Source organism: Saccharospirillum sp. (assembly GCF_039982735.1).
Taxonomy (GTDB): Bacteria; Pseudomonadota; Gammaproteobacteria; order Pseudomonadales; family Natronospirillaceae; genus Saccharospirillum.
The window spans coordinates 91,893-117,012 of the sequence record NZ_JBDWXV010000023.1 but is presented as its reverse complement, the minus strand read 5'-3'; the positions used below and the strand labels follow the sequence as shown (position 1 = coordinate 117,012).

General features: G+C 55.9%; 23 protein-coding genes. 8 read left to right on the top strand and 15 right to left on the bottom strand.

What is annotated here, in order from left to right; all coding sequences use genetic code 11:
- The first annotated feature begins 17 nt into the window (after positions 1 to 17).
- Both rep and ABJT94_RS19465 read left to right on the top strand, forming a co-directional pair.
- Positions 18 to 2,036, top strand: a complete 2,019-nt coding sequence (gene rep / locus ABJT94_RS19470; protein ID WP_348474970.1) for a DNA helicase Rep — start codon at positions 18 to 20, stop codon at positions 2,034 to 2,036.
- A 52-nt stretch (positions 2,037 to 2,088) separates the two neighbouring features.
- Positions 2,089 to 4,713, top strand: a complete 2,625-nt coding sequence (locus tag ABJT94_RS19465; RefSeq protein WP_348474969.1) for an EAL domain-containing protein — start codon at positions 2,089 to 2,091, stop codon at positions 4,711 to 4,713.
- Positions 4,714 to 4,723: 10 nt separating this feature from the next.
- Here ABJT94_RS19465 and ABJT94_RS19460 read toward each other — a convergent pair whose 3' ends face one another.
- From ABJT94_RS19460 to ABJT94_RS19440, 5 genes are all read right to left on the bottom strand, one after another.
- Positions 4,724 to 5,350, bottom strand: coding sequence for a LysE family translocator (locus ABJT94_RS19460; protein ID WP_348474968.1), 627 nt, complete (start codon positions 5,348 to 5,350; stop codon positions 4,724 to 4,726).
- The gene (locus ABJT94_RS19455; protein ID WP_348474967.1) at positions 5,347 to 6,516 is read right to left on the bottom strand and encodes a sugar efflux transporter; all 1,170 of its coding nucleotides are present in this window, start codon (positions 6,514 to 6,516) and stop codon (positions 5,347 to 5,349) included. Before ABJT94_RS19455 ends, ABJT94_RS19460 begins: the two co-directional genes overlap by 4 nt.
- 336 nt (positions 6,517 to 6,852) lie before the next feature.
- Positions 6,853 to 7,848 (bottom strand): aldo/keto reductase, encoded by a 996-nt coding sequence (locus ABJT94_RS19450; protein WP_348474966.1) that lies wholly within the window; start codon positions 7,846 to 7,848, stop codon positions 6,853 to 6,855.
- 259 nt (positions 7,849 to 8,107) lie between these two features.
- The gene (locus ABJT94_RS19445; protein ID WP_348474965.1) at positions 8,108 to 9,049 is read right to left on the bottom strand and encodes an aldo/keto reductase; all 942 of its coding nucleotides are present in this window, start codon (positions 9,047 to 9,049) and stop codon (positions 8,108 to 8,110) included.
- Positions 9,049 to 10,044, bottom strand: a complete 996-nt coding sequence (locus ABJT94_RS19440) for an aldo/keto reductase (protein WP_348474964.1) — start codon at positions 10,042 to 10,044, stop codon at positions 9,049 to 9,051. The genes ABJT94_RS19445 and ABJT94_RS19440 overlap by 1 nt, the downstream gene beginning before the upstream one ends.
- Positions 10,045 to 10,356: 312 nt before the next feature.
- Here ABJT94_RS19440 and ABJT94_RS19435 point away from each other — a divergent pair, with 312 nt between their 5' ends.
- Together ABJT94_RS19435 and ABJT94_RS19430 are read left to right on the top strand one after the other, a co-directional pair.
- On the top strand, positions 10,357 to 11,250 hold the full coding sequence (locus tag ABJT94_RS19435) for a LysR family transcriptional regulator (RefSeq protein ID WP_348474963.1): 894 nt from the start codon (positions 10,357 to 10,359) through the stop codon (positions 11,248 to 11,250).
- A gap of 87 nt (positions 11,251 to 11,337) precedes the next feature.
- Positions 11,338 to 11,964, top strand: coding sequence for a hypothetical protein (locus ABJT94_RS19430; protein WP_348474962.1), 627 nt, complete (start codon positions 11,338 to 11,340; stop codon positions 11,962 to 11,964).
- A 34-nt stretch (positions 11,965 to 11,998) separates the two neighbouring features.
- Here the strand turns inward: ABJT94_RS19430 and ABJT94_RS19425 are convergent, their stop codons facing one another.
- The 6 genes from ABJT94_RS19425 to ABJT94_RS19400 all read right to left on the bottom strand — a co-directional run bounded on the left by ABJT94_RS19425 (position 11,999) and on the right by ABJT94_RS19400 (position 16,556).
- Positions 11,999 to 13,345, bottom strand: coding sequence for an MATE family efflux transporter (locus tag ABJT94_RS19425; RefSeq protein ID WP_348474961.1), 1,347 nt, complete (start codon positions 13,343 to 13,345; stop codon positions 11,999 to 12,001).
- 97 nt (positions 13,346 to 13,442) lie between these two features.
- On the bottom strand, positions 13,443 to 14,144 hold the full coding sequence (locus ABJT94_RS19420) for an SEC-C metal-binding domain-containing protein (RefSeq protein ID WP_348474960.1): 702 nt from the start codon (positions 14,142 to 14,144) through the stop codon (positions 13,443 to 13,445).
- Positions 14,137 to 14,433, bottom strand: a complete 297-nt coding sequence (locus ABJT94_RS19415; RefSeq protein WP_348474959.1) for a DUF1244 domain-containing protein — start codon at positions 14,431 to 14,433, stop codon at positions 14,137 to 14,139. Before ABJT94_RS19415 ends, ABJT94_RS19420 begins: the two co-directional genes overlap by 8 nt.
- A 26-nt stretch (positions 14,434 to 14,459) precedes the next feature.
- Positions 14,460 to 14,801, bottom strand: coding sequence for a translation initiation factor Sui1 (locus ABJT94_RS19410; RefSeq protein ID WP_348474958.1), 342 nt, complete (start codon positions 14,799 to 14,801; stop codon positions 14,460 to 14,462).
- Between the two features lie 59 nt (positions 14,802 to 14,860).
- On the bottom strand, positions 14,861 to 15,517 hold the full coding sequence (locus tag ABJT94_RS19405) for a DsbA family oxidoreductase (RefSeq protein WP_348474957.1): 657 nt from the start codon (positions 15,515 to 15,517) through the stop codon (positions 14,861 to 14,863).
- Between the two features lie 52 nt (positions 15,518 to 15,569).
- Positions 15,570 to 16,556 (bottom strand): FAD-dependent oxidoreductase, encoded by a 987-nt coding sequence (locus ABJT94_RS19400; RefSeq protein ID WP_348474956.1) that lies wholly within the window; start codon positions 16,554 to 16,556, stop codon positions 15,570 to 15,572.
- A 331-nt stretch (positions 16,557 to 16,887) separates the two neighbouring features.
- Here ABJT94_RS19400 and ribA point away from each other — a divergent pair, with 331 nt between their 5' ends.
- From ribA to ABJT94_RS19385, 3 genes are all read left to right on the top strand, one after another.
- Complete coding sequence (gene ribA / locus ABJT94_RS19395) at positions 16,888 to 17,514, top strand: GTP cyclohydrolase II (protein WP_348474955.1); 627 nt, start codon at positions 16,888 to 16,890, stop codon at positions 17,512 to 17,514.
- Positions 17,515 to 17,752: 238 nt separating this feature from the next.
- A complete protein-coding gene (locus ABJT94_RS19390) occupies positions 17,753 to 17,917 on the top strand; it encodes a DUF2256 domain-containing protein (protein ID WP_348474954.1) in 165 nt (54 codons plus the stop codon).
- A 71-nt stretch (positions 17,918 to 17,988) separates the two neighbouring features.
- Positions 17,989 to 18,891, top strand: a complete 903-nt coding sequence (locus ABJT94_RS19385; protein WP_348474953.1) for an alpha/beta fold hydrolase — start codon at positions 17,989 to 17,991, stop codon at positions 18,889 to 18,891.
- Positions 18,892 to 19,096: 205 nt separating this feature from the next.
- On the opposite strand, the gene mnmE is transcribed toward ABJT94_RS19385, so the two are convergent.
- The 4 genes from mnmE to rpmH form a co-directional block, all read right to left on the bottom strand.
- A complete protein-coding gene (gene mnmE, locus ABJT94_RS19380; RefSeq protein WP_348474952.1) occupies positions 19,097 to 20,458 on the bottom strand; it encodes a tRNA uridine-5-carboxymethylaminomethyl(34) synthesis GTPase MnmE in 1,362 nt (453 codons plus the stop codon).
- Positions 20,458 to 22,152, bottom strand: a complete 1,695-nt coding sequence (yidC, locus tag ABJT94_RS19375; RefSeq protein ID WP_348474951.1) for a membrane protein insertase YidC — start codon at positions 22,150 to 22,152, stop codon at positions 20,458 to 20,460. Before yidC ends, mnmE begins: the two co-directional genes overlap by 1 nt.
- Positions 22,153 to 22,396: 244 nt before the next feature.
- The gene (gene rnpA, locus ABJT94_RS19370; protein WP_348475024.1) at positions 22,397 to 22,813 is read right to left on the bottom strand and encodes a ribonuclease P protein component; all 417 of its coding nucleotides are present in this window, start codon (positions 22,811 to 22,813) and stop codon (positions 22,397 to 22,399) included.
- A gap of 5 nt (positions 22,814 to 22,818) precedes the next feature.
- A complete protein-coding gene (gene rpmH / locus ABJT94_RS19365) occupies positions 22,819 to 22,953 on the bottom strand; it encodes a 50S ribosomal protein L34 (RefSeq protein ID WP_028670321.1) in 135 nt (44 codons plus the stop codon).
- 671 nt (positions 22,954 to 23,624) lie between these two features.
- Here rpmH and dnaA point away from each other — a divergent pair.
- A complete protein-coding gene (gene dnaA / locus ABJT94_RS19360) occupies positions 23,625 to 25,109 on the top strand; it encodes a chromosomal replication initiator protein DnaA (RefSeq protein ID WP_348474950.1) in 1,485 nt (494 codons plus the stop codon).
- Positions 25,110 to 25,120 lie beyond the last annotated feature (11 nt).

Below are 25,120 nucleotides of genomic sequence, written 5' to 3'. Positions count from 1 at the left end.
ACAGGACACCCGGCCCAATGGCACAGCTCAACCCCAGACAAGAAGAGTCTGTTAAGTACATCAGCGGTCCGATGCTGGTGCTGGCCGGGGCGGGCAGTGGCAAAACCTCGGTTATTACCCGGAAAATCGCCTATCTGGTCAATGAATGTGGCTACAAGGCGCACACCATTGCGGCCGTGACCTTTACCAACAAGGCCGCGCGGGAAATGAAGGAGCGGGTGGGCAAGCTGATCAAGGGCAAGGCCGCGCGCGGGCTGATCGTGTCAACCTTCCACAACCTGGGGCTGAACATCCTGCGCAAGGAAGCCAGCCACATTAATCTCAAAAGCGGCTTCACTCTGTTCGATGATCACGACTCCAAAGCGCTGATCAAAGACATACTGTTGCGTGAAGTGCCCAACGCCGTCGATGAAATCGACCACTTTCGCAACCTGATCAGCCGCTGGAAAAACGACCTGACCGAACCGGCCGACTTGCGCGGCAAGATGGATGAAGCCCGCGACGCCCTGGCCGTCGAGATTTATGAACAATACAACCGAATGCTCAGCGCCTACAACGCCGTCGATTTTGACGATTTGATCCGGCTGCCAGCACTCCTGTTCATGAGAAACCCCGAGGTACTGGCCAAATGGCAGCGCAAGATTCGCTACCTGCTGGTCGATGAATACCAGGACACCAACTCCTCCCAATACCTGCTGGTGAAACTGCTGGTGGGGGATCAGCCGCGGTTTACGGTTGTAGGTGATGACGACCAGTCGATCTACAGCTGGCGCGGTGCCCGTCCGGAAAACCTGGTGCAGTTACAGACCGACTATCCGCATTTGAAAATCGTCAAACTCGAACAGAATTACCGCTCCACCGGATTGATTCTGAAGGCGGCCAACACCGTTATCGACAACAACCCGCACGTGTTCAAGAAAACGCTGTGGAGCGAAATGGGCTTTGGCGATCCGATTCGCATCATTCGCACGCCGAACGATGAAGCTGAAGCCGAGCGCATTGCCAACGAAATCTTGCACCAGCATTTAATCCGGCGCGGCGAGTACCGCGATTTTGCCGTGCTCTATCGCGGCAACCACCAGGCGCGCATTCTGGAAATCAAACTGCAACAGAACCGCATTCCGTACAAGATCAACGGCGGCACCTCCTTTTTCGCCAAGGCCGAGATCAAAGACATCATGAGTTACCTGCGCCTGCTGGTGAACCCGGACGACGATGCCGCCTTCCTGCGCATCATCAACACGCCGCGTCGCGAAATAGGCCCGGCAACGCTGGAAAAACTCACCGAATACGCCAGTCATCGCAAAGTCAGCTTGAGTGCCGCCTGCCAGGAACTGGGCTTACAGCAACTGCTGCCAGCCAAGGCTGCCGAGCGGTTGCATCGGTTTTCCGACTGGCTGGGTCGCATCATTCACAAACTGCACACCGAGGCCGACCCGGTGATGGTGATTCGTGAGGTGGTGACCGACATCAATTACGAAGCCTGGCTGCGCCAGGACAGTGTCTCCGACCTGCAGGCCGAAAAGCGGCTGGCCAACGTTTACATTCTGATCGACAGCCTGAAATCGATGCTTGAGCGCGGCGATGAAGAGGAAGAGTCGGACCTGCAAATCCAGGATGCCATCGGCAAACTGGTACTGCGCGACATCCTCGACCGTCAGGAGCAGGAAGACGAAACCGATGCGGTGCAACTGATGACATTGCACGCCTCCAAGGGCCTCGAATTTCCACATGTATTCATCATGGGTCTGGAAGAAGAGCTGCTGCCACACCGCAACAGCATTGAAAACGGTGATATCGAAGAAGAACGTCGCCTGATGTACGTCGGCATTACCCGCGCCCAGCGCACCCTGGCACTCACCTTTGCTGCCCGGCGCAAGCAGTTTGGCGAGATCATCGACTGCACGCCCAGCCGCTTTCTGGATGAGCTGCCCGCCGATGACGTCAGTTGGGAAGGGCGCGATGCCGGCAACACCGCCGACAAAGTGAACAGTAAAGAGACCTTCGCCAACCTCCGTGCCATGCTGAACAATTGATCGAAATCGGGTAGGCTCTGGTACTGAACAGGCCAAAACAGACAACAATATCGTGCCGACGTCGAGCAACCCGCCCATTACCTCCGCCAAACTGCTGCTGGACAGCGAGTATCGCCTGATCGCCATTGGTGATGCCCAGGGTTTGCTGACGCCACCACCCGCACAAGGTCAGCCGCTGTCTGACTACTGGGTCAATTTTGAACCCTGGCTGGCTTTATACCGGGCCGTTGACCCGGATCGCAATAACTTCCAGATCTGTATCCCCGGTACCATGGCCAGCCTGACGCCACTGGGTGAGCATCAGCTTATGCATGTCTGGAAACACCTCGATGTGCTGCAAAGCAGTCTGTCGCTGTTGCAGTTCAATGCGCTGGTGTTCGATGCAAATCAGACACTGGTGTATGCCAACACCGCCGCCCAGAGCTTTCTCGCCTCGCTTGGCCTTCGCGACTGGGAAACCCTGCTGCCGGAACGCTGGCACCGGCATTTTACAGACTGGCTGCAGCAGGATGTCGCCGTCAATCTGGAACGGGAGCTAAAGGGCATGTGCCTGCGCTGGGAGATCACCAGCGACCCGAACCAGCAGTTTGTGGTGATGGTGTGTCACCCAATGGAAGAGCACGAAAACTACCGCCGCATTCTGGAATACTCGGTAGACGGCATTTACCAGACAGATGCCCGGGGCGCCGTAATCTACGCCAACTATTCCCTGGCCCGGTTGTTTCTTTACGACTCGCCTGCCGACATGAAAGACCAGGTTCGGCAAGCGGCCCATGACATCTACGTGCACTCCAGAGACAGAACACGCTTTCTCGACGCTCTGGCTCAAAACAATGTGGTGTCGGGGTTTGAATGCCAGATGAAACGCAAGGATGGCGATCGAATCTGGGTACGGCAAAACGCGCGCCGGGTGGTCAATGAACAGGGCGAGCTGGTGCATATCATCGGAACCATTGCCGACATTTCCGAATTAAAACGCTCGGAAGAGGCACGCCGAAATGCCGAAAGCGATTACGAAGACCTGTTCAATACCGCCCAGGCGGGCCTGTACCAATCGACCATTAGTGGCACTTTTATTCGGGTGAATCATTTGTTCGCCCGTACGCTGGGATGCGCCTCGCGAGAAGAGTGCCTCGGCTATTACGATGACATCACCCAGAAGCTGTATGACAGCCCCCGTCAGCGGCTGCGTTTGCTGTCGATGTTGCAGCGTGACCGGACCGTGGTGAATCAACGTGCGCGCATGGTGCGCCGTGACGGCAAACCCATCTGGGTGCTGATGAACGCCCAGTACGTGACCGAACGCCAGACCGGCCGGGAAGTTATTCAGGGGTCGATCATCGACATTACCGAGCAGGTTGATGCCGAAAATGAAATTCGCTACCTGGCCGAACACGACACCCTGACCCAGTTGCCCAATCGCAGCCAGTTTCAACAGCAACTGCAGCAGTCGTACGACCACTGGCAGTTGCATCCACATCATGAATTCACGGTAATCTTTCTCGACCTCGATCATTTCAAGGACATCAACGATACCCTCGGTCATCTGGTGGGTGATGCCCTGCTGGTCGAGCTCGCTCAACGTTTGCAGCAACCGTTGAATGCGCCGTGTAAAACCTTTCGGCTGGGCGGGGATGAATTCGCCGTGCTGGTCGACGGGGCTCTTTCAGAAACCGAGCTGGATATTCTGTGCGTGCAGATTGGTGATCGCGTCAGTCGGGAGTTCCGCTACCAGGAATCAACCCTCAAAGTCACCGCCAGTATGGGTGTCGTGCTGTGTCATCAACTGGATGCCGACCGGTCACATGCCGTCATTGAAGATGTCATGAGTGCAGCAGACCTTGCCCTGTACCGGTGCAAGCGCACCGGTCGTGCTGGCTACCGTCTCTATGAACACCGGATGCGGGTGGATCTGCAATCGGAGAAATCCATGGAACACGAGTTGGCACTGGCGCTGCGAGCCAACCAGTTGATGCTGCATTTTCAGCCGGTTTTTGATGCACAGAGCCGTCGTATCATTGGTGCGGAGGCGCTGATTCGCTGGCCAACCGATTCGGGCTTCATCAGCCCGGCGCAGTTTATTCCGCTGGCAGAGCGATCCGGTCTGATTGCTGATATTGATGTCTGGGTGCTGGAACACATTCTCGATTATTGCGACAAGCTCAGGCAAAACCATTCTGATCTTGTGCTGAGCTTTAACCTCTCAGCCCACCACTTCAACAACCATACCTTCACCGACATTATTCAGCCGTTGCTGCCCCGTATTAAACGCGTTGGCCCACAATTGGCGCTGGAACTAACCGAACGCGTTATGTTCGAACGCACGGAAGGTGTCATAGCCTCGCTGCAGTCGTTGCGCCAATTTGGTGTGCATATTTCACTGGATGATTTCGGCACGGGCTTTTCATCGCTGAGTTACCTCACCCAGTTCCCAATCGACAAGATCAAGATCGACCAGAGCTTTATTAAAACCATGCACAGCAACACCACAGCGCGCGCCGTGGTTCAGGCTGCGGCGCAGATTGGCAAGACGCTGCAATTGATCGTCAACGCAGAAGGCGTGGAAACAGAGGAACAATTAACGGTGGTGCAGCAACTGGGCATTGAGGAGGTGCAGGGTTTTCTGCTCGCCAGACCCATGCCCTTTGAGGCGTTCTTGACGTTGCTGGACGAGTAGCGTGGTGAACTTAGCCCAGTGCCAGCCAAACCCCAACCACCAACATTAATGTACCGGCAATCCGGTTAATCAGCCGCACGTTCTGACCGCGCGATAACACCACACTCAGGGATTTTCCGCCGCTGGCATACATCATCAGCGCCACCCATTCGATCAGCAGCATAATGGCAACCAGCGCCGCCAATTGTGGGGCCAGCGGTTTGCTGTCGTCCAGGAACGGTGGCAACAACACCATGGTAAAGGCCCAGCCTTTGGGATTGGCAACCGCGGTAACAAACCCCTGAATCGCCAGTTGCACCCTGCTGGCACCGGCATGCGCGGAATCGCCCGTTTCCGGTATTGCCAGCTTGCCACGCGACTGCCACATTTGCAGTCCAAGCCACATCAGGTAGAGCCCACCGGCCCATTTGAAAATGGTAAACACCATGGGTGCGCTGAGCATGATCGCAGCAACGCCGATCACTGCCAGTACACTGACCAGACCAACGCCAATGAGTTCACCGATCATCATCCACAGGGTCCGTTTGATGCCAATGGTGATGCCAAGACTCATTGACAGCGTCATGCACATACCCGGCGTCAGTGACACCAACGCAAAGGTAGGAATAAAAGCAGCCAGTAAGGCAGTATTGATCATGATGCGGGTGACTCCTCAGACAACCCAGGTTTTGAACTGATCCAGAAAACGAGCACCGTCGCGGTCGCTGCTAACAAGCCACAGCCTATGAAGACGCCATCGTAGCCGCCCCACTGGGCGACAACCCCACCCAGGCCAGCGCCGGCAAGGCTGCCGATCTTAATCGAGTTGGTATACAGCGTCGAGGCCATCCCGAGCCGGTCTTTCATCAGCGATTGGAAAATGCTGATGCCTATGCCTGCCGCCAGCCCGACCAAACCGGCGTTAAACAGTTGCATCACCAGCAACATGTTGAAGCTGTCGAACCACCAGACGCCGGTATAAAAGATCATGCCACTGATGGCCGCGACCTTGAGTGGAGAAAACAGGTGCCAGCGCCAGGCCTGGGCACCACCAAAGATCATGATCGGAATTTCCAGTCCGGCTGCCAGGCCCATCAACAACCCCGGGGCAATGGTCATCAGCCCGAGTACATCCCGCACATACAAGGGCATATACACAATGTACATGGAGTTGGCTGCAAAGATGGCGATGGTCACCAGCATTAACCCAAGCACACGCGGATCAGTCACCGAGACCTTGCTGACCGAGCCCGACAGCCGCGTGTCTTTCATACCCGGCAACATCAGTAATGTCAGGAAGAAGATGGCTGCGGTAATCATCATCAAAGTCCGAAAACCGAGCCAGTCAAAGAGCAGGTAGGCAAGCGGTGGGCCAGCGATCCAGCTCATCGAAATGGTGGCACGCAACACCGATTGAAATAACGCAGCCTGCTGATCGTTCACCTGTTCACGGGCCAGCGCAAACAGTTGTGGCTGGGCTGTCGATGACAACCCAAACCAGACCATGCCCACCACGAGTAACAACGGATACCAGGTTACAACACCCAGGCCAACTGAGCCGATCATCGACACAATCACCGACACATATAAAATCTTCATCCGACTCATGCCGGCATCCGAACGTTTGGCCAGCCACTGACTGACACCAATACCCGCCAGTGTATTGGCCGCAAAAAACACCCCGATCCACAGCGGCTCAATGCCCAGATTAATCGCCAGGTGCGTACTCAACACCGGAAACACAGACGCACCCGCTGTACCCAGCAACAAACACAGGGCCAGCAGACGCAACACCATCGGTTGTAACCAAAACGCTTTATTCAATTTTCTTCCCAGTGTCTCAATGATAGGTGGTTGCTCTGCAACTGCCACGAGTCGTGGAGGGCGCCGCGTATCACTATTGAGGGTCGCCGTAGACCCATCCATGGGGGCTAGACCGCATGATATGAATCCCATCCATGGGATTCACCCTTCGGGCACGCTTCGCTCATGCAAAAACGCTCCTGGCGTTTTTGTCCATGTTGCGCACTCCCCTCAATAGTGACACCCGGCACCCTCCACTGGATCAATGGTTTCTATCGAATAAAAACCTATCTCTTAAACGATAAAAAACGGGCCTGACATCACACCAGGCCCGCTCCCGTTACAACAACTGTCTGTTTACTGCCCGAATCGCTCAGGCCCCGCTGGCTTATTATCCAGCACAGTATCAATCCGCTCCATCACCGCATCGTCCAACTTATCAGTCGCATCCAGTGACTTCAGGTTATCTTCCAACTGACTCAAACGAGACGCGCCCAGAATCACCGTGCTGACGTTCGGGTTTTTCAAACACCAGGCCAGCGACAGGTGCGTCAGGCTCAGGCCCAGCTCATCGGCGATGGGTTTCAACTGACGAACTTTTTCCAACCGCGCCTTGCCGTCATCGCTGAGCAAGGTGTCCTTCAACCACTCGTAGCCCGGCAGGTTCATGCGGCTGTCATCGGGAATGCCATCCAGGTATTTACCGGTCAGAATGCCCGACGCCAGCGGCGACCAGATGGTAGTACCCAATCCATACTGTTCGTAAATCGGCCGGTACTCACCCTCTACCTTGTCGCGGTTGAACATGTTGTACTGCGGCTGTTCCATCGTCGGTGGCGTCAGATGTTCCTGACGAGCAATGGCGTGGGCTTCCGTGAGCTGCTGCGCATTCCACTCCGACGTGCCCCAGTACATAATTTTACCCTGCATCACCAACTGATGCATGGCACGCACCGTTTCTTCAATGGGGGTATCGACATCGGGACGGTGGCAGAAAAACAAATCGAGGTAGTCGACTTTCAGGCGACGCAGCGCTGCATCACAGGCATCGCGCACGTGCTTGGCCGACAAGCCCAATTGCGTCGGCTTTTCACCACCCCAGAACACTTTGGATGACACGACAAAGGTATCGCGCGGCAAGCCCAATGCATCAATGGCATCACCCATGATTTTTTCCGATTCGCCGGCTTCATACCCTTCAGCGTTATCGAAAAAATTCACGCCGCTGTCGTAGGCGGTTTTCAGTAAGGTTTTGGCATCGTTCAAATCAACCTGCTTGCCAAAGGTAACCCAGGACCCTAATGACAGGGCTGATACTTTCAGGCCGGAACGGCCAAGACGACGATATTCCATGGTGACTCCTATACGACTCGTGGTCGTTTAAATAATTGATCAGGCTTTTTGCTATAAAAAGTGATGCTCAAATAAGACGTTCGCTCCAACACTTAGGGCTGTGGGAGAGTTTCATGGAGCAGCGAGCAGGACGCTCGCGTCCCTGTCAGCGACACAGGGAAGTGTCTCTGACAGGGGCGGAATGAAGCTCACCCTCAGCCCGAACGACTGGCAGAAAAAGCGAACGCCGAACGTCGGGCCAGTGGCACCAAACAAAACCCTACCAGGGCAGCAAATGAGTGCCTTTGTCAGTGAAACCATCCCAGAACGTTTCCAGCCTGGCGCGATCGGCGGCCGACAACCGTTGACCGGTGGCGCCGAAGTTGGCGTCCAGTTGCGCCTGGGAACGAATACCCGGGATCACACTGGACACTTCATCGTAGCTGAGCAAGTAGGCCAGAGATTGTTGGGCCAGGTTCCGATCAGCGGAGGGTAGCCAGGCCAGTTGTTCAACCAGAGCAGCGCGTTGTTCAACGTCTGCCTGGCTCCAGCGTTTGCGTACGCCATCGAAAACGGTTTGGGCGTTATACTTGCCACCGAGCCAGCCACTGTCGAGCGGCACCTTGGTAATGACACCGACGTCGTTGGCGCGCACCTGGTCAAAGGCCAGTCTTACATCCTGGTGCAGCACGTTGAACAGAAGCTCCAGCACCTGGGCATCGGTGGTTTCGAGCGTTTCGCGCACTTCAAAGGCGTAATCGGTACTCGCGCCATAAAAGCGCACCTTGCCTTCGGTTTGCGCTTTTTTCATCGCCTGCCAAATCGGGTGCTGCCCGTTCAATACTTCAAGCGGCGGGCTGTGAACAAGGACCACGTCCAGATAGTCCGTTTTCAAACGCTCCAGCGAACCATGCAGACTTTCCTGAAACGCTACGGCACTGTAATCGGTGCCGCCTTCCGGCTTGTGGCCAAATTTACTGACCAGTACCACCTCTTGCCGCACACCGCGCAGCGTTTCGCCCAACAACCGCTCACTGTTGGTTTTCGCATAATTCGGTGCGGTGTCGAACAGGTTACAGCCCCGGTCGAGTGCTCCGGCCACCAACTGATGGGCGGTGGTGTCATCCATACCGCCCCACTGATCGTTATTGCCCAGTTGCCAGGCGCCAAACCCAATATCGGATACCTTCAGTTCGGTTTTACCCAGTCGACGATAATGCATCAGATTTCTCCCCGAATGTGCTGACGCACACGGTCGTGATAAAAGTGCGACAGCTGGGTGTGCAATTCGTTGTCGAGCGACGGTAACGCAGAAACCGCCGCATTGTCGGCAATCTGCTCGGGCCGGCTGGCGCCGGTTATGACACTGCTGACGCCTTGCTGATCCAACAACCAGCGCAATGACATCTGCGCCAGTGTCATGCCATCCGGTACCAGGCTTTTCAGTTCATGAGCCAGTGCGACGCCGGTTTTATAGGGCAGACCAGCAAAGGTTTCACCCACAAAAAAGGCATCGCCATTCTGATTGAAATTGCGGTGATCCTCTTTGGCAAATTCATGATCAGCCGTCATTTTACCGGAGAGCAATCCACTCGCCAGACCAAGCCGAACGATTACGCCAACCTCTTTCTGATGCGCCAGCGGCAGAATGGATTCGGCCATATCCTGACGTAGAAGATTCACGATTAACTGCAGCGAGGCGACGTCCGTATTTTCGAGGCAGTAGCGGGCATCGTCACAGGTTTCAACACTGGCGCCAAACTGGCGTATCAGACCAGCCTGTTTAAACTCGGCCAGCCATTCAAAGACGTCACCGCGTTTGATCTCGTTGATCGGAATGCAGTGCAACTGAACCATATCAAGCTGCTCGACCTGCAGCCGCTCACGCGATGCCTCAATGGCCGCTTTCAGCCGGTCCCGGCTGTAGCCATCCGGGTACTGTTCGGGAGTGCGGCCCGCCTTGGTGACGATGATGCGGTCAGTTTCAGGATGCGTTTTGTTGAACTCGCCAATAATGCGTTCACTTTCGCCCCCGCCATACACATCCGCGGTATCCCAAAAGGTGACGCCGTTATCGCTGGCGGCTTGCAAAACCGACTCGGCCTGACCCGCTTGCAGGGCACCCCAGTCACCACCCAACTGCCAACAGCCCAGGCCGATTTCAGAGACGGAATAGCCGGTTTTACCGAGGGGTCTGTGTTGAACAATCTGGCTCATAGTCTGCTCCTGGTCGTTTCTTGGAAATGGCTTGCTTAGGTGGCTCGTATGCCAAAAACGAAATTTAGGTTGCCTCTGGTGGCTGAAATACGTGCCAGCTACCGGGTAGACCTGTTCGGGGTCGGCGTAAACCCGTCCATGGGGCCTAGGCTTCGGCATCCATGCCTCAGACTTCCCCGAACAGGTCTACCCGGCAGCCGTCACTTGCGCCAACGCTAACTATGCACTACAAAATATTGAGACCATTATAGTTGCTATCATTCCAGTTATAATCCTGCAAAAATTAACCTTATTCGTTAATGAGACTAACCAATGGATCGTTTTGCCGAGATTGAGGCCTTTCTTGCTGTCTGTGAAGCCGGGAGTTTTACCCGGGCGGCGGAGAAACTGTCGATATCTCGAGGGCGCATCAGTCAGAGAGTGGCCGAGCTGGAAGCCCGGCTGGGGATAACCTTGCTGCATCGTACGACTCGCAGTGTGTCACTCACGCCAGAGGGTGAGCATTTTCGCCTGCGCACCCAGTCGAGCCTGAACCAGATTGATGCGGCCGAGCATAGCCTGAAAATGATGGCTGACCGGTTATCCGGGCCGGTACGCATCAACTCGGTGGGGGGTATTCTGGGCGAGCACTATCTGGCGCGTATGCTGACCGAAGTGGCTGCCCAGCACCCGCAATTGCAGTTCCAAATCGATTTCAGCAGTGCCCGGGTCGACCCGAACCAGGACCCGGTAGATCTGGTACTGCGCGGCGGTGATGACCCGGGCAGCGGGGTGGCCGCCGAACGGGTTGGCCGGCTGCGCCTAATGCTCTGCGCCAGCCCCCGTTATTTGAACCAACATGGGTTTCCGCGTCATCCCGGCGAACTGGGCAACTTCAATTGCATTACCGGCACACCCAAGTCCTGGCAATTCCGACGGGGCAACGACCACCACGTACATTACCCCCAGGGCAGCTGGCATGCGCCCAGCAGCCAGGCCCAGTTACTGGCCGCCGAGCAGGGGCTGGGCATTGCCCGGCTATCAAATCTGGTGCTGCGGGAACCCTTACAGCAGGGTAGGCTGGTACAGGTTTTGCCCGACTGGGAAATCGAAAACACCTTGCTCTGGCTGGTTTGGGCTCAACGCAGTGAATTGCCTAAACGCGTCGCCGTAGTTCGGGACCACCTGATTCGTCGTTTTCATAGCTTTGATCTGGGTGCCATATGATGACCCGGTTCTCATCTGACAACGCCGCCACTGGCCGCATGGCAAGGCTGTGATACACTGATCAGGATAAAAATGAGGAGTTAACCCATGCACCTGCCGCTTCGTCTCAGCTTGCCAATGGCCACACTGGCTGCCCTGGTTATTCATCCAACGGCCTGGGCCGACCCCGGTGCACTGGATCGGTTCGACTGCCACAACGACGCCGTTACCGGCGAATACCATTGTCATGGCGATGAAGCGCTGGCCGATCTGGGCGGTTTTGCCATTGGCGCCGGTGTGCGTTCCTCGGTCTGGATCTACCCGGATGAGAGCGAATACGACGCCTTTATCGGCCCCTCCCTAGATATCGAAGCCGGTATTGGCGCCTTTGCCTTGCAGGGCAGCTATCACTACAAACAAATCGTCACCAGTGATTCCGATGTCTACCTGATCGGCTGGGATATCGGCGCCAAACTGGGCCGCGGTGTGGCCCGCTATGGCACCAAATACTATGGCAGCCTGGGCTATTACAGCGAGTCCGTTGAGCAGGAAGGTTTCGAAGACACCCAAATCAGTGGTTTCTATGTTGGCGGTGGCGGTGGCTACAACTGGGATGAGCTGGGTCTGGATATTCAGGCCGACTGGCATTTCGGCGACAACTACGAAGAATTCTTCAACGGCAACGTCGACGTGCAAACGGTCTCAGTTCGCACGGTTCTCAGTTACCGCTTCTGACCAGCAGCCTCCAAATCACCGGGACTGTAGTTGATCAGCTAGTTGAGACGTCGGAGCCTGGCTTCGACGTCAGATTTCTCAGCCAGTACCCCCGGCCTGTTCGCCACCGGAACAATGCTACTTTACCCAGCTCCTCCAGCACCGTTACTCCAACCACGGCCCACAGTGGCCAGCCCAGCCAGAGCGCGACCAGCGCGGATACCGGTACGGCCAGTAACCAGAGTGAAATAGCTTCAGTCAGTAGCACAAACCGATTATCGCCACCCGCCCGCAGAATACCGATTACCGCCAGCATATTGTGAGTGCGTACCGGCAAGCCAATGCAATACACCAGCCAGACACCGGCCAGCAAATCCCGAACCGGCGCTTCCACAAAGGCGAATGCGCCAACCACCAGCGGTGTCATTAACGCCAGGACAACCGCGAGCAAGGCGGACGCCAGGGTGATTTTATTCAGAAAGAAATAGCACAGCGCCCGGGCTTCATCGTATTCGTGCCGGCCCAGGTGCTGGCCAATCAAAATCGACGCGGCTATGCCAAAGCCGATGAACAGATCGACGATCACGTTCTCCAGCGGCGACATCAGACTCATCGCCGCCAATGGCGCAGCCCCCATGTAGGCATAGACCAGAAAGAAGGCAAAAATACCGGCACTCCAGAGGCCCTCGTTGAGCATCAGCACCCGGCCATAGCGCCAGACTTCCCAGAACCTATCCGCCGACCACACCCAAACCACCTGCAAATGGCGGCGCAACAGAAAGAGCAGCAAGGCCAGCTCCAGCACCCGCGACGCAACCGATGCAAAGGCAACACCGGCCAAGCCAATATTGAGCACCGGGAAAGGCCCAAACAACACCAGATAGTTCAGCAATGTATTGGTCAGCAGCGCCAGGCCGCTGGCCGCCATCGGCCACAGCGTATCGCCGGTGGCGCGTTGCACACTGGCCAGTAGAAAACTGAAGCCAGAGAGGGCGGCAAAGGGAAAGGTCCAGAACCAGTAATTGGCGGCCAGGTTGGCCACGGCGTCATCCGGCGATAACAATCCGGCCATTGGTTGGGTAAAAAACAATGCCATCACTGTCAGCGGCAACATTGCCAGGCCGCACCAGGCAAGACCCGTCCATAAATACCCCAGCACAGCGATGCGATCTGACGCGCCCCAATACTGTGCGACCAGCATCGAAACACCACCGCTCAAACCAATGGCGATCAGCAGCGCAACGAAGTAAACCTTACTGATCAACCCCACGGCAGCAACGGCGGCTGAACCGAGGGAACTGACCATGTAGATATCGACCACGCTCAGCGACGAGGTCAACAAGGCTTGCAAGCTGATGGGTAACGCCAGACTCACAATGCGACGATAGGACAGCGCCAGCATGGTTACACTCCGTTAGCGCCAGAGCAACGGTTACGCTGGCCCCGTCTTTAGCTCTCTCTACCCGAGGTGGAGGGAGGGCAGTCAAGTACAGTGGTTACTATTGCAGACAACAATGCTTGTATTTCTTGCCACTGCCACAGGGGCAGGGGTCGTTACGGCCGACCGACTGCCTGGGTTCGGCCGCCGACTGGGCAACGGCCCCAACCGAGATCGACAGGCGCGAAAACAGATCGGCTGCCTTGGGAAACTGGCCCAATATCTGGTCGGCCAGTTGCTCCGGCCGCAGCGGTGACGAGCGCCGCGCAATGAATTCCCGTGCTTTGTCGGGTGAGGCAAAAAAGCTGAGGGCAAAATACAGGCTGTCGAGTTCCGAACGCAATTCTGCCGGCACCAGCGTCAGCCACAGCGGCCGGGCATGGATAAAGCCAGCCTCAAAACCCAGGCTCCAGTCGTTCATACGATGGCCGGGTTTGATCTGATTAACCGCATCCATACCAGCGGTATCCGGTATCGGATAGTCCTGTTTTTCACACGCCTGTTCAATGTGGCGCTGTAACGACAGTACGGCGTTAAGGGCATTGGACGCGGGTTCAATGTGGCCAAACAGAGGCAACACATCACTCAGCCAGTCACTGGCCGATACCGGTACCGGCGCCTGACTGATGGCAAAGAAAAACCCGTTCAAGCCGTCGAGACTCGGTGGTACCGGGCCCTCGGCATTTTCAGTTGGCAGGTTGTCAGTTACCCACTGACGGGCATCCTGATAACTCAGGCTTTTAACGTTCAGTGACTCAGTCATGCTTCGCCTGTTGTGAGAAAGCGGCCTGTTGAGCGTCGCTGGCTTCGGTCTGGTATTTGGCTTTCCACTGATCGTAGGGCATGCCGTAAACCACTTCACGAGCGCTGTCTTTAGTGATGTCGACGCCTTTTTCGCTGGCCGCTTCCTGGTACCAGCGCGACAGGCAATTGCGACAAAAACCCGCCAGATTCATCAGATCGATGTTCTGCACATCGGTGCGTTCCTGCAAATGCTGCACTAATCGGCGGAACGCCGCCGCTTCAAGTTCAGTCTTGGTAGGGTCTTGCATGGGGAGTACTCCTGAACAGCCGACGATTAACCGCCGGCTTTTTTTACCGTATAGCCTTGCTGGCTTAACTCGGTCACCAGCAGATCACGCTGGTCACCCTGTATCTCGATCACGCCGTCTTTGACGGTGCCGCCCGTGCCGCACTTGGCTTTCAGTTTTTTAGCCAGGGCTTTCAGGTCTTTCTCGGCCAGCGGAATGCCACGAATCAGCGTTACGCCCTTGCCTTTACGGCCCTTGGTCTCGCGGCTGATGCGAACAATGCCATCACCCTCGGGAATCGTCTCCTGAGACGTGCACTGGCATTGCGAGCGGGGTTGCTGGCAATCCGGACAGGTGCGGCCCGATTCAGTGCTGTATACCAGAGCCATGGTCGCCTCTTAAAACCGTTTAATGGGGCGCGCAGTTTACCACAGCCGCCCAATGAATCTCAGGCCGTACTGGCGTTCTCGCTGGCAATCTGGCGCAGTGCCTGAACAAACACCTCAGCCGGCTGACCACCGGTGATGGCGTACTTGCCGTTCACAATAAAGGTCGGCACCGAGCTTACGCCCATCTGCTGATAATGCCCTTCTTCGGCCCGAACCGCCTGCTCATAACGGTCCGAGGCGAGCACCGCTGCTGCGCTGTCCCGGTCGAGTCCGGCTCTTTCGACGGCCTGCAACAACACCTCGGTGTCGTTTACATTGGTCCGGTCGGTAAAATAGGCTTCAAACAGTGCCAGCTTCAGGGCCGTTTGCTGTTCAGTGTCTTTTGCCCAGTGCAACAGTCGGTGGCAATTGAAGGTGTTCTGAGTGCGCATGTCGTCGGTAAAATTGAAGGTAAAACCAACCTGGCTGCCTGCCTCGGTGATGCGCTTGCGGTTCTCTTCGCTCTGCTCAAAACTCATGCCGTATTTCGCCATGATGTGCTCACGCCAGTTTTCGCCTTCGGCCGGTGCATCGGGCCGCAGTTCAAAGGCATGCCAGGCCAGGTCGGCTTCGATCTCACCGTCCAGTGACGCCAGCGCCTGTTCCAGATTTTTATAGCCAATGACGCACCAGGGACAGGCGACATCAGATACGACATCAATACTCAGATTTTTCATGGTTACCTCTTCACTTCGCGGTTCATAGCCGCAACTCTGTGGCCGTTCTGGATCAGGCCCACTGTTCGATCAGGGTTTTTGCCAGGCGGTGGCCGCTGCGCCAGGCGCCTTCGAGGCGGTCTCCCTGGGTCCAGTCTCCGGCCAGACCAATGGCCAGGTTGGTGTCAAAGGCAGCATCCAGACGCGTTTCGGTACCGGACCGGGCATACAACCAGCGATGTTTAAAGCGATCTGAAACTGCTGGCAGTTCCGGTTGACCAAGACGACGCAATGCCGCCAGACACTGCTGTTCCAGCAAGCTGTCCGACGCATCCAGATGATTAGCCGACCACTGGGCGGTAAAGTGCGCAACCCAGGTTTCAGGCTCTGCTGCACGCCCGGGCTTGCTGCTGTCACGGGCCAGCCAGTTCACAACGCCGGTTTTTACAAAGGCCGCATCCGCCTCAATGCCGGTGGGCTCACTGAAGGTGATCGCCAGTGCCCAGCAGGGCAGCATGGCGGTTGTACCGCGCAACGGCACTTCCAGATTTGAGCCCGGCGGCAGTAACGCCAGCGACTGGGCCAATGGCGCCGTCAGCAAAACGGCGTCGAACTGGCCATACTGCTCGCCCTGGTCATCCCACAGACGCCACTGTTTACCGACGCGTTCCAGCCGATCTACCCGGGTTTGCACAAACAGATCAAGCCCCTCGCTCAGGCCTTGCACCATGGCGTTCATTGTTGGCGTACCGACGTATCGCGTCTGCTCATCCGGTGACGACTGAACGCCGTCGCCGTCCAGCACTACCGGCGACACCGGCCAGGGCGCGACCCAGCCCTCAGCCAGCCAGCGATCAACCTCCTGCTGAAACGCCGGATCCCGAACCGTAAAGTATTGCGCGCCATGGTCCGCCTGCCAGCCGTCGCGGCGGCGTGTCGCCAGGCGGCCACCACGGCCACGGCTTTTCTCAAAAACCTGACACCGGTGACCGGCCTGTTCGAGTTCACGCGCCAACGTCATGCCCGACAACCCGGCACCCACGACTGCAAACACTGCCATGATAAGACTCCTGACTTATTCGATGTTGAAATGAAAACGAACTCTGAATCTTACCTTCGAACCTTCGCGGTTTTCCGGTTTGAACTCTGGTTACTTACTATGGGGTTCACCCGGGCTATCCGCAAACCGGTTAACAAAAGAAAATGGTCGAATACCAATCTTGCTGCACCCGGGCGCAGACACTTGACCAAATGCGTTACACTGTAACCTACACGGCAACACCGTTGCCGGATCACCTTTTAATTGGACCCTTTGACCCAACCTTTACGCCAACTTAGCCAAGTACCGCCGGGTCATGACCACAGACCGCTACCGAGTATCAGAGACCGCCATGAGCATCGAACAACGCGCCACTGTCACTATTCCCCTGGGTGAAGCCTCGGTGCCCACCCGTTTTGTCAGTTTTAATGACCTCAGTGACAACAAGGAACATCTGGCCATTCTTTATGGCACGCCCGAACAGGATGATACCCCACTGGTGCGCTTGCACAGCGAATGTCTGACCGGTGATGTCTTTGGATCGCAGCGTTGCGACTGTGGCGAACAGCTGCACGAGGCCCAGCGCCTACTGGCCGATCAGGGCGGTGTTTTACTGTACTTGAGACAGGAGGGCCGCGGTATCGGCCTTTACAATAAACTGGATGCCTACGCCCTTCAGGACAAGGGCATCGATACCTACACCGCCAACGAAATGCTCGGCTTCGCCCACGACATGCGTGATTTCAAACCTGCAGCTGAAATGCTGCTGGCACTGGGCATTAAACGCATTCGCCTACTGTCGAATAATCCGCATAAGGCCAGCCAGTTACAGGACTTCGGTATTGAAGTCGTCGACCGGCAGGATACCGGTGTCTACGTCAACCAGCACAATGCGGCCTACCTGAAAGCCAAGGTCGACCAGCAAGCCCACACCATTCTACTCGACCAGGCCCGCAAACCGGCATCGAACGAGCGGTAATACTCTGTGTATAACCCGGGTATAACCATTGCATGAGCTGGGTATTGGCTGGGGAGAAAATATCAGTTTATGCCAGTTTACCCGGTAAATTAAGGCTGAAATGGCCCTAAACCTGGGGATATCTCTGTGTGTTACCTTTGTGCATAAAAACCCGGCTTGTACGGGTTTTGTGCCCACTGAACCTTTTTCATGCCGAAACCGTAGACGTTGGTTATCATCATTACCCCGGTAATCACCTGTGCCACGGACCCCCGCAAAACACAATCTGCCCGAAAAATACTGCGCCCTCTGCCAGCGCCCCTTTAGCTGGCGTAAAAAATGGGCCGATTGTTGGGATTCCGTCAAATATTGCAGCGAACGTTGTCGAAGATCCCGAAAAAAGAACGCCAATACGGCTGGTTAAACTCCAATACTGGACGTCATACCGGCTGCATGACACTCTGGCAGGGTTAATAACGGTTCAGGGTACAGGTTATGCAATATCTCGAAGAATGGTTAACGGCAAGCGATGGTCACACCATTCCAGTCAAGGTCTGGCGTCCGCGGGCACCCAGAGCAACGCTGGTCATCGCTCATGGTATGGCAGAACACGCCAGCCGTTACGCGCCCCTGGCCGACTGGCTGAATAACCGGGATATCGCAGTCGTGGCGATTGAGCATCGTGGCCACAGCGACGACTGCCCCGAAGCTGATCTCGGCCACTATGCCGATCAGGATGGCTGGAACAAGGTAATTACCGATCTGAATCAGGTCGTCGACTATGCTCGCTCACTGGAACCCGATGCGCCTCTTACTCTCTTCGGCCACAGCATGGGGTCTTTCATTGCCCAGGCGTATGTTCAGCGCTTTGGTGATAAGCTGCAGGGGCTTATCCTCTGTGCCACCAACCGCATCAACCGGCCGCAATTGATCGTCTCCAAACTGCTGGTCGATGCGATCAAAGCCGCAAAAGGCCCCCGTCATCTGAGCCCGCTGGTCACCAAAATGACGTTTGGTGCCTTCAACAAAGCCTTCAAACCCAACCGCACTACCCATGACTGGCTGAGCCGGGATACCGACCAGGTTGATGCCTATCTGGAAGATGCCTATTGCGGCTTCGACTGCACGGTTCAGCTGTGGAGCGATTTCATCGGCGGCTTACTCACAATAGACCCGCGCCAGTGGCCCAAAGACCTGCCGGTGCATGTTATGTCTGGCACCGATGACCCTGTCGGTGAATTCGGCAAGGGTATTGGCAAACATATAGAAGCGATCAAGGCCGCTGGGGTTAATTTGGCCAGCACCCGCCTGTTCGAAGGCGGGCGCCATGAACTGGTGAATGAAATCAATGCGCTGGAGGTGTGGGAGCATCTGGCAGGGTGTGTGGTTAAGAACTAAATGCAGTGGTAACTCCTGTTTCGGAGTTCGATTTGGCTGCATTGCCATGAGTCCGCGCCGGATAGCAGGGCTGCTCTTGCGGGGGCGCTGTGAATACATCCATGTAAGCTTAACTTCGGCATCCATGCCTCAGATACCCCCGCAAGAGCAGCCCTGCCACCCGTCGCTAATCTATGGCGAACTCCAAAACTAGAATAGTTCGTGGCTACTTACCAATGCAGAAACTGGAGAATATCCGCCCGAGCAAGTCATCGGAGGTGAATTCACCGGTGATCTCGTTGAGCGCATTTTGCGCCAGCCGCAAATCTTCGGCCAATAGTTCGCCTGCTGCCGCGCCCAGCAGCTGGGCTTCACCGGATTGCAGAAACGCCTGAGCCTGATGCAAGGCTTCCAAGTGTCGCCGCCGGGCGATGAATCCGCCTTCGCGGGCACTTTCATAGCCCATCAGTTGTTTGAGGTGTAAACGCAGGGCGTCGAGACCGATCTGGTCACGTGCGGATAGCCGGATCACCGGCTGTGACTGCTCTGTGGATAAACCTGGGGATTCTTCTGTAATATCGATTTTGTTACGCACCACGGTGATGGCCGCGTTGGCGGGCAGGCGATGCACAAAATCGGGCCACAACTGAGCCGGATCGGTCGCCTCGGTTTCACTCCCATCCACCATGAGCAGGACTCTGTCGGCCTGTTCAATCTCTTGCCAGGCACGTTCAACACCGATGCGTTCGACGGCATCCGGCGTATCCCGCAAACCAGCGGTATCGATGATGTGTAACGGCATGCCGTCAATGTGGATATGTTCGCGCAGTACATCGCGGGTGGTGCCGGCAATGTCAGTCACAATAGCCCGCTCGTTACCTGCCAGAGCGTTCAGCAGACTGCTTTTACCCGCGTTTGGTCGTCCGGCAATCACCACCGTCATGCCGTCGCGCATCAGGCTGCCCTGATTGGCCGCCTCAGTGACTCTGTCGAGCTGACCAATAATGGCCGCCAAATCCGACTGCACCTTGCCATCGGAGAGGAAATCGATTTCTTCCTCGGGAAAGTCGATCGACGCTTCGACGTAAATACGCAGACTGATCAGTTGTTCAACCAGGCTGTGGATTTCTTTGGAGAAGGCGCCTTGCAGGGAGCGCACGGCAGAGCGGGCGGCTTCGCTGGAAGAGGCGTCGATCAGGTCGGCAATGGCCTCGGCCTGGGCCAGGTCCAGCTTGTCGTTTAGAAAGGCGCGTTCGGAGAATTCGCCAGGTCGCGCCAGGCGCGCGCCAAGTGCCATGACCCGCTGCAGCAGCAAGTCCAGAATGACCGGCCCGCCGTGTCCCTGCAGTTCGAGCACGTCTTCACCGGTAAAGGAGTTGGGATTGGCAAAAAACAGAGCAATGCCTTCGTCCAGTGGTTGCTGGTCGGCATCGAGAAAGGGGCCGTAATGGGCGTTGCGAACCTGGGGGGTGTAACCGAGTACGGCATGAGCGATATCGACTGCGCCCGTTCCGGAAACCCGGATGATGCCAACGCCACCTCGTCCGGGTGGCGTTGCCAGGGCACAGATCGTATCGCGGTCGGACATCAGCTGCCCGATTTGGCCTTGTCGGCTTTCTCAAACTGACGGTTAACGATGTACTGCTGCACAATGGTGGTCACGTTGTTGACGAACCAGTACAGCGTCAGACCCGCCGGGAACCAGAGGAACATGAAGGTGAAGATCACTGGCATGAACTTCATCATCCGCGCCTGCATCGGGTCCATGCTCGGTTGCTGCTGCATCTGCATTTGCACAAACATGGAGGCGCCCATCAGCAGCGGCAGCACGAAGTAGGGGTCTTTGATCGAGAGGTCTTCAATCCAGAAGATAAACGGCGACTGACGCAGCTCAACGGCTTCCATCAGCACCCAGTACAGGGCAATGAAGATCGGCATCTGCACCAGGATCGGCAAACAGCCGCCCATGGGGTTCAGCTTCTCTTTCTTGTACATCTTCATCATTTCCTGACCCAGACGCTGGCGATCGTCGCCGAACTGCTCACGCAGTTGCGTCATCTTCGGCGCAAATTTGCGCATCTTGGCCATGGAACGGTAGCTTGAAGCGGTCAGTGGGTAGAGAACCATCTTGACTGTGAGAGTCATCAGTACAATCGCCCAGCCCCAGTTGCCAACCAGGCCGTGCATGAACTGCAACAGTTTGAACAAAGGCTGGGCCGCCCACCACAACCAGCCGTAATCGACGGTCAGTTCCAGGTGCTCGGCGATGGTTGCCAGGTCGTCCTGATCTTTCGGACCGACGTAGAGTTGGGCCGAGGTGGATGCCGTATCACCCGGTGCCACCGTTAATGCCGGCGACTGAAAACCCGCGTAATAGAGGCCGTTTGCGAGTTGACGCGTATAGTAGCTGTGCGACTGATCGGTCGCAGGTACCCAGGCAGATAGGAAGTAATGCTGCAGAATGGCGATCCAGCCACCGGTCTGGGTGATACGGTAGGTTTCGTCTTCCATATCGCCAAAGGAGATCTTGCGATAACGGTCGTCCGGTGTGGTGATGGCTGCGCCGAGGTAAGACGCCATGCCAATCTGGCCACCGGCGCTTGGATCATCAGAACGGTCACGCTTAAGCTGGGCAAACAGATTGGTGGTGATGGCCTGTTCCGATCCGTTCTGGATTTCGTAACGAATATCGATCAGGTAACTGCCACGGGTCAGCGTGAAAATTTTGTTGACGGTAACGCCCGCGTCGGTTGTATGCGCCAGGGTTACTTCAAGCTGCTCGGTACCCTCGTCCAGCTCGTACTCGTTTTGCTCTACCTGATAGCGCGCACGTTGCTCGCTGTCGATGCCATCAGGCCCGACCAGACCACTCATGGCCGTGTAAGTGCGCTGACGGTTTTCGAGAATACTGAAAGGGACATCTGGCGTATCGGCACGGGCCGGGTATTCAGGCAGAGCCGCATTGATGACGTCACCGCCATTCAGGTCAATGGTCAGATCAAGCACATCTGATGTCAGTCTGACTACATTCCCACTGGCCGCTGATGCAGTCACACTGGTACGCGGTCCGCCCGCTGCTTCGGGCACTTCACTGTCCGGAGCGGCAGCACTGCCGGTGTTCTCCGGAACCTCGGACTGAGGGACTTCCAGGGGAGCCATTTCTGACGAATTGGCGGTTTGCTCTTGCTGCGGCGCACCGGAATAGTCAGACGACCACTGCAGGACCAAGATGTAAGAGACCACGGCTAAACCCGCGATCAGGACAATACGGCGCACATCCATAATCAATTTCCAGTCAGATCATTAACCCTGAACCGATTCCTGACTGTCAAAAACACGCAATATCCAACGCACCAGGGGTCGGATGAAGATGGGAGCAGTCTGTGGTGGCCCGGTTCAGGCTGAGGAAGCTACACGGCAGACGACATCCGCCCGCTTCCTGTGTAAAAAGCGCCGAAATGGTACCTGCACAGGGTGTTTATTGCCAGCCAAATACCGGCCGCAGGGCAAAAACGGTTATCCCGCTTCAGGCTGACTCTGCCGCGGCCTTATGCCAGCGACGTGTCAGGCGTCTGAGCTGTTTATCAATCAGCTCGTGCAACTGCTCATGCGTCAGCAAGCCGAGTTCTTTTCGACCCATCAGGATGATATCGAGCGGTGGCCAGTCAGCGTAATGCAATCGAAAAACTTCGCGGGCACATCGCTTGATGCGGTTTCGGGCTACCGCGGTGCGGATGTTCTTTTTGGCGAGAATAAATCCAAGGCGAGCCGACCCCGATTGTGCCGGGCGGGACAGAAGCAATAATTCGGGGCAGGCCGATTTGACGGCTACCTGATCGAAAACGGCGCGGAAATCCCCGGGGGTCAGCAGACGGTGACTGCGAGGATGTCCGTAACCCGGTGCAGATTCAGTACCGGGTTCCTGGGCGCTTTCCGGAGAAATACCGGTTAAACCGTCAGGGCAGCACGACCACGAGCACGGCGACGAGCCAGAACCTTGCGGCCATTGGCTGTGGCCATACGGGCACGAAAACCGTGGGTACGCTTGCGCTTCAGGACGCTGGGTTGAAAAGTACGTTTCATGGTTGTTCTCACACCGAGTCGGGGGAAGCAGTGCTTCCGGTTAGGCATCGGGTCCGATTTCCCATTTTCTGGAAGAGATCGAACCCCTAAATTTGGACGGCGGATTCTAATCACTTTGACCGTGTAATTCAATGACGATTTTTTAATCAGTGAGTATCCAGCTCACAGGTACTCATCCTGGTTCTCCGTTTTTAAATGGGTGTGATGCTTTTCAGGCTTTTCACTTAAAGAATATATATAGGTATGTAGTGTTTTAGGTTTAGTTCATTGTTGTTACTTATTAGTGCAGCTGGTTTCTGTTTAAAATCCAAAAAAATCGTTATAAAACAATAGGTTAAAGGTTTCTTAAGTCCGGGTTTCCCTGGGTATGGCCTGGGTATGACCGGTCAGCAAGGTGTGTGTAACTTGGCTACTTATGCACAATGATTTATTCACAAAACCGTCCCTGTGGTTACGCACAGCCTTGTGCGCCCGGTTATTCACAGACTTTGCCTGTCTTAGGTTCTTGTCGAAAAATGCTCTGTAAGGCCCGAATAAAGCGGGATTAGTGCAATTTGAGCGGCTATGAATAGAAGTATCGATAGCGCTATTTTCGACAAGACTGCGACTGGCGTGTGGCGTGTGGGCAAGTTAGAATGCGGCTTCTATTTTGATCGTCTTCCGGAGAGTTTGTGCCCGATTCAGCCTGGCAACAGTGTCTTGACCTGCTGCGCGGAGAGGTTCCCTCGCATCAGTTCAATACCTGGATTCGCCCCCTGAGCCATCGACAGGATGGTGAGGCGCTGGTGTTGCTGGCACCCAACCGTTTTGTGGGTAACTGGGTCCGGGATAAGTATCTGCATCGCATTCAGGAACTGATGAATCAGTTTGGTGCGACCGGGGCGGAAGTGCTGGTTGAAGTCAGTGCCCGATCCGGTCGTCCCGCACGGCCAGCGCGGCGTGCACCGGAACCCCAGCAACCAGCCTCTACCGGTAACGACAACAGCGTTCAGACCAGTACCCGGGTAGCTTCGGAATCAGCACAGGCAGATAATGTGCCGCCAACGACAGAGCCCGCTTCCGTTGTGGCTGAACGGCTGAACAATGACCCGATGCCTGTGCAAACAACGGGCTCCCAACGTGGCAAGGGCAAGTTTCAAAGTTACCTGAATCCCGGTTTCAGCTTCGCTTCCTTTGTAGAGGGCAAATCAAACCAACTCGCTCTGGCGGCGAGTCAGCAGGTGGCCGATAACGCCGGTGGTGCCTACAACCCACTGTTCATATACGGGGGCGTTGGTCTGGGTAAAACCCACCTGATGCAGGCAATTGGTAACCACATTGTTGATCAAAACCCAGGTGCCAAGGTGGTTTATTTGCACTCGGAACGGTTTGTGGCGGATATGGTTAAGGCGTTGCAGCTCAATGCCATGGCCGAGTTCAAGCGGTTTTACCGAAGTCTCGATGCACTGTTGATTGACGATATCCAATTTTTCGCCAAGAAAGACCGCTCTCAGGAAGAGTTCTTTCATACCTTTAATGCCTTGCTGGAGGGGAATCAGCAGGTAATTCTTACCTGCGATCGTTACCCCAAGGAAATTGAAGGTCTGGAAGATCGCCTTAAAAGCCGCTTTGGCTGGGGCCTGACCGTCGCAGTGGAACCGCCAGATCTGGAAACCCGGGTGGCGATTCTGATGAAGAAGGCGGAAAAGCAGCGGGTTAAACTGCCGGCCGATGCGGCTTTCTTTATCGCCCAGCGAATCCGTTCGAACGTACGGGAACTCGAGGGTGCGCTGAAACGCGTAGTGGCGAACTCGCAATTTACCGGGGCGGCGATCAATACGGCCTTTGTCAAAGAGTCGTTGAAAGACCTCTTGGCGCTGCAGGACAAACAAGTCAGTATTGATAATATTCAGCGAACGGTGGCTGAGTATTACAAGATCAAGATATCGGATCTGCACAGCAAGCGACGCAGTCGCAGCATTGCACGTCCGCGTCAGGTGGCGATGGCCCTGGCCAAAGAATTGACCCAGCACAGCTTGCCGGAAATTGGCGAAGCCTTTGGTGGTCGCGACCATACAACGGTGTTACACGCCTGTCGCAAGGTCAGGGAATTGCGCGAAACCACCCTGGACATCAACGAAGATTACAACAACCTGTTACGAACGCTGACCACCTGATTAATGGATGG

Excerpts from the sequence above, each read along its gene's own strand:
- rep (WP_348474970.1), top strand. The coding sequence starts at position 18 with ATGGCACAGCTCAACCCCAGACAAGAAGAGTCTGTTAAGTACATCAGC.
- ABJT94_RS19460 (WP_348474968.1), bottom strand. The coding sequence starts at position 5,350 with ATGATCAATACTGCCTTACTGGCTGCTTTTATTCCTACCTTTGCGTTG.
- ABJT94_RS19450 (WP_348474966.1), bottom strand. The coding sequence starts at position 7,848 with ATGGAATATCGTCGTCTTGGCCGTTCCGGCCTGAAAGTATCAGCCCTG.
- ABJT94_RS19445 (WP_348474965.1), bottom strand. The coding sequence starts at position 9,049 with ATGCATTATCGTCGACTGGGTAAAACCGAACTGAAGGTATCCGATATT.
- ABJT94_RS19440 (WP_348474964.1), bottom strand. The coding sequence starts at position 10,044 with ATGAGCCAGATTGTTCAACACAGACCCCTCGGTAAAACCGGCTATTCC.
- ABJT94_RS19435 (WP_348474963.1), top strand. The coding sequence starts at position 10,357 with ATGGATCGTTTTGCCGAGATTGAGGCCTTTCTTGCTGTCTGTGAAGCC.
- ABJT94_RS19430 (WP_348474962.1), top strand. The coding sequence starts at position 11,338 with ATGCACCTGCCGCTTCGTCTCAGCTTGCCAATGGCCACACTGGCTGCC.
- ABJT94_RS19425 (WP_348474961.1), bottom strand. The coding sequence starts at position 13,345 with ATGCTGGCGCTGTCCTATCGTCGCATTGTGAGTCTGGCGTTACCCATC.
- ABJT94_RS19420 (WP_348474960.1), bottom strand. The coding sequence starts at position 14,144 with ATGACTGAGTCACTGAACGTTAAAAGCCTGAGTTATCAGGATGCCCGT.
- ABJT94_RS19415 (WP_348474959.1), bottom strand. The coding sequence starts at position 14,433 with ATGCAAGACCCTACCAAGACTGAACTTGAAGCGGCGGCGTTCCGCCGA.
- ABJT94_RS19410 (WP_348474958.1), bottom strand. The coding sequence starts at position 14,801 with ATGGCTCTGGTATACAGCACTGAATCGGGCCGCACCTGTCCGGATTGC.
- ABJT94_RS19405 (WP_348474957.1), bottom strand. The coding sequence starts at position 15,517 with ATGAAAAATCTGAGTATTGATGTCGTATCTGATGTCGCCTGTCCCTGG.
- ABJT94_RS19400 (WP_348474956.1), bottom strand. The coding sequence starts at position 16,556 with ATGGCAGTGTTTGCAGTCGTGGGTGCCGGGTTGTCGGGCATGACGTTG.
- ribA (WP_348474955.1), top strand. The coding sequence starts at position 16,888 with ATGAGCATCGAACAACGCGCCACTGTCACTATTCCCCTGGGTGAAGCC.
- ABJT94_RS19385 (WP_348474953.1), top strand. The coding sequence starts at position 17,989 with ATGCAATATCTCGAAGAATGGTTAACGGCAAGCGATGGTCACACCATT.
- mnmE (WP_348474952.1), bottom strand. The coding sequence starts at position 20,458 with ATGTCCGACCGCGATACGATCTGTGCCCTGGCAACGCCACCCGGACGA.
- yidC (WP_348474951.1), bottom strand. The coding sequence starts at position 22,152 with ATGGATGTGCGCCGTATTGTCCTGATCGCGGGTTTAGCCGTGGTCTCT.
- rpmH (WP_028670321.1), bottom strand. The coding sequence starts at position 22,953 with ATGAAACGTACTTTTCAACCCAGCGTCCTGAAGCGCAAGCGTACCCAC.